This is a genomic window from Bradyrhizobium sp. STM 3809 (genome assembly GCF_000239795.1).
In the GTDB taxonomy this organism is placed as follows: domain Bacteria; phylum Pseudomonadota; class Alphaproteobacteria; order Rhizobiales; family Xanthobacteraceae; genus Bradyrhizobium.
In genome coordinates, this window is record NZ_CAFJ01000761.1 from 1 (window position 1) to 3,756 (window position 3,756).

Annotated in this window: 3 protein-coding genes; 1 reads left to right on the plus strand and 2 read right to left on the minus strand. The window is 67.4% G+C overall.

The genetic code is table 11. The features are described from left to right. Window positions 1-2,148 (plus strand): TonB-dependent receptor (locus BRAS3809_RS32530; RefSeq protein WP_035660062.1); only part of this gene is annotated, 2,148 nt, incomplete at its 5' end. 130 nt (window positions 2,149-2,278) lie between these two features. Here BRAS3809_RS32530 and BRAS3809_RS32535 read toward each other — a convergent pair. Continuing rightward, complete coding sequence (locus BRAS3809_RS32535) at window positions 2,279-2,791, minus strand: GNAT family N-acetyltransferase (protein WP_008966260.1); 513 nt, start codon at window positions 2,789-2,791, stop codon at window positions 2,279-2,281. Between the two features lie 90 nt (window positions 2,792-2,881). After that, the coding region (locus tag BRAS3809_RS32540) for an amidohydrolase (protein WP_008966261.1) at window positions 2,882-3,756 on the minus strand (875 nt) is incomplete at its 5' end.

The following is a 3,756-nucleotide window of genomic DNA, read 5'->3' on the forward strand; positions in this document are numbered from 1 at the left end:
GCGCCGGCGCCTGCCCCGGCGCAAGCGGCGCAGGCCGCGCCGCCTCCGCCGCAGCAGGGCGTGATGCCCGTTATCACGGACCAGTTCGCCACCGTCACTGTGGTGCCGAACGAGGAGCTGCGCCGCTCCGGCGCCGCCACCCTCGGCGATCTCTTGAACTCCAAGCCCGGCATCACCGGATCGAGCTTCGCGCCGGGCGCGTCGAGCCGACCGATCATCCGCGGCCTCGACGGCAACCGCGTCGGCATCGTCGAGAACGGAATCGGCGGCGGCGGCGCGTCTGATCTCGGCGAGGATCATTTCGTGCCGATCGATCCGCTCACCAGCGACCAGGTCGAGGTGGTCCGTGGCCCCGCAGCGCTGCGCTACGGTTCGACGTCGATCGGCGGCGTCGTCAGCGCCACCAACAACCGCATTCCGAGCGCGCTGCCGACCTGCTCGACCGCGCCGTTCCAGACCTATGGTCTGCCCGCGAGCGCGCCGGTCGCGGGCAGCGCGCCATGTGTCACTGCGGAGACCCGCACCTCCGTCAGCTCGGTCGACCGCGGCGTCGAGGGCGGCGTGCTGCTCGATGCCGGCGGCGGCAATTTTGCGCTTCATGCGGACGCGTATGGCCGGAAGACCGGCGACTACTCAATTCCGGGCTATCCCTACCGGTTCGACCAGACCCGCCCCGTGAACGGACGGCAGCCGAACTCTGCCGTGCAGAACGATGGCGCCTCCATCGGCGGCAGCTACTTCTTCACCGGCGGCTTCATCGGCGCCGCGATCCAGCAGACCGATGCGCTCTACCACATTCCCGGCATCGACGGCGCCGACAGCCGGACACGGATCGACGCGCACCAGACCAAGATCACCGCCAAGGGGGAATATCGGCCGGACTCCGCGGCGATCGACGCCATCCGCTTCTGGGCCGGCGCGACCGACTACCGGCACAACGAGATCGGCCTCGCCGATCCCGCTGATCCGACCACCGACGGCGTGCGCCAGACCTTCACCAACCGCGAGCAGGAAGCGCGCGTCGAAATGCAGATGATGCCGCTCAATCTGCGCTTCGCAACGCTGACCACGGCGTATGGCATCCAGGCCGGTCACCAGGAGCTGAACGCGCCGAGCCCCGACAATCCCGGCTCGGTGTTCAACGGCCTGTTCGGGCCCAACACCAACAACCGCGTTGCCGGCTATGTCTTCAACGAGCTCGCGTTTACGCCCTCGACCAAGGCGCAGATCGCGGGGCGTATCGAGCACGTGTCGCTGAACGGCTCGACGCCGAATTTTCCGGTCGACTATCTGCCGGACGGCGCACCGCAGTCGAATATCACTCGCAATCCGTCGTACACGCCGAAGAGCGCGAGCGTCGGCCTGCTGCAGAACCTGCCGGGTGACCTCGTCGCCAGCGTCACCGCGCAATATGTCGAACGCGCGCCGAAGGCGGCCGAGCTGTTCTCCCGCGGCGGCCATGACGCGACGGCGACGTTCGACATCGGCAATCCGAATCTCGGAATCGAGACTGCCAAGACCGTCGAGGCCGGCCTGCGCAAGGCCACCGGCCCGTTCCGCTTCGAGGCGACCGCCTACTACACGCAGTTCAGCAACTTCATCTATCGCCGGCTGACTGGCGTGATGTGCGACAACGATTTCGCCTCCTGCGGCACCACCGGCACTGCGCTGAACCAGGCCGTCTACTCGCAGCGCAACGCGCTGTTCCGCGGCGCCGAGTTCCAGAGCCAGTTCGACGTCGCTCAGCTCGGCAGCGGCATCTGGGGCATCGAAAACCAGTTCGACGTCGTCCGCGCCACCTTCCCGGACGGCACCAACGTGCCGCGCATTCCGCCGATGCGCGTCGGCGGCGGCCTGTTCTGGCGCGACGCGAATTGGCTGACCCGCATCAACCTGCTGCACGCCTTCGCGCAGAACGACGTGGCGCAGATCGCGGAGACGCCGACGCCAGGCTACAACCTCTTGAAGGCCGAGGTCAGCTACCGCACCAAGCTCGATCCGAACATGTTCGGCGCACGCGAGATGCTGGTCGGCCTGGTCGGCAACAACCTGCTCAACGAGAAGATCCGCAACTCCGTGTCCTACACCAAGGACGAGGTGCTGCTGCCCGGCATCGGCGTGCGGATCTTCGCCAATCTGAAGTTCTGAGCGGCGAATGTAAGGGACGCGGCGATCGAGCCGCGTCCCTCGTCGTCATTGCGAGGAGCGAAGCGACGAAGCAATCCAGAGTCCTTGCTGAACCCTGGATTGCTTCGCTTCGCTCGCAATGACGATGAGGCTAGCGCGCGTAGTCCCAATCCGGACGGATCGCGCCTTCGACGCCCTCGAAGGCGCCCTCGACCAGCTCGTTCACCAGCAGCCGGCTGTAATCGACCGGCCCCGGCATCGTGGCCCGGCCCTTCGGCACCGGCTTGAAGCCGACGCGGGTGTAATAGGCGGCGTCGCCGACCAGCAGGATGAAGCGGTGGCCTTGCGTGCGCGCGTCCGCGATCGAGCGCTCCATCAGCATGCGGCCGATGCCGTGCTTGCGGAACGGCGGCTCGACGGTCAGCGGCCCGAGCATCAAGGCCTTGGTGTCGCCGACGCAGATCGGCAGCTGCCGGACAGAGCCGACCAGCAAGGTGCCGATATGGGCGGTGAACGACAGCTCGAGCAGATGGTCGACATGCTCGCGCAGGCGATAGGCGCTGAGAACGAAGCGGCCGGGGCCGAAGGTACGCTCATGCAGCCGCTCGATGGCTTGCGCATCGCCCGGCTTCTCGGCGGAGATCGTAATGGACAGGTCACTCATGTGGGGTGGCGGGATAGCATCCCCGGGCGGCGCGGTCCATCACTCCCTCCCTCCGTCAAAACCCGGCGGCCGCCGGGTTCCGGCCGAGCCTCACTCCGCCGGCATCGTCTTCTCGACCAGCCGCACCCAATAGGACGCGCCGTGGCCGAGGATGTTGTCGTTGAAACGATAGGCCGGATGATGGCAGTCCTTGCCGTCGCCCATGCCGAGGAAGACGAAGGCGCCGGGGCGGGCCTGCAGCATGAAGGCGAAATCCTCGGCGCCCATCAGCGGCGGGGCGTTGTCGACGACCCGCTCGGCGCCGACCACGTCGCGCGCGACATCGGCGGCGACGCCGGTCTCGCGCGCATGGTTCATCGTGATCGGATAAAGGCGCGTATATTTCGTCGTCGCCGTGCCGCCATAGGTGCGCGCGATGCCGTCGGCGACTTCGGCGATGCGGCGCTCGACCAGGTCCTGCACCTCCGGATCGAGCGTGCGCACGGTGCCCTTCAGCTCGACCGTCTCCGGAATCACGTTCATCGCCTTGCCGGCCTCGACCATGCAGATCGAGATGACCGCCGATTTGATCGGATCGACGTTGCGCGACACGATCGACTGCAGCGCGGTGATGATGTGCGCGGCGATCAGCACGCTGTCGACCGCCTTGTGCACGCCGGCGCCGGCATGGCCGCCCTTGCCATGCACGGTGATCTCGAGCTGATCCGACGACGCCAGCATCGGGCCAGGGCGCAGCGCGAACACGCCCTCGGGCACGCCGGGCGCATTGTGCAGGCCGTAGACCTCCTGAATGCCCCAGCGCGTCATCAGGCCGTCGTCGACCATGGCCTTGCCGCCCGCACCGCCCTCCTCGGCCGGCTGGAAGATGACGATTGCCGTGCCATCGAAATTGCGGGTGTCGGCGAGATGCTTGGCGGCGCCGAGCAGCATCGCGGTGTGGCCGTCATGGCCGCAGGCATGCATCA

Coding starts and splice junctions, on each gene's coding strand:
- BRAS3809_RS32535 (WP_008966260.1), bottom strand. CDS start 2,791: ATGAGTGACCTGTCCATTACGATCTCCGCCGAGAAGCCGGGCGATGCG.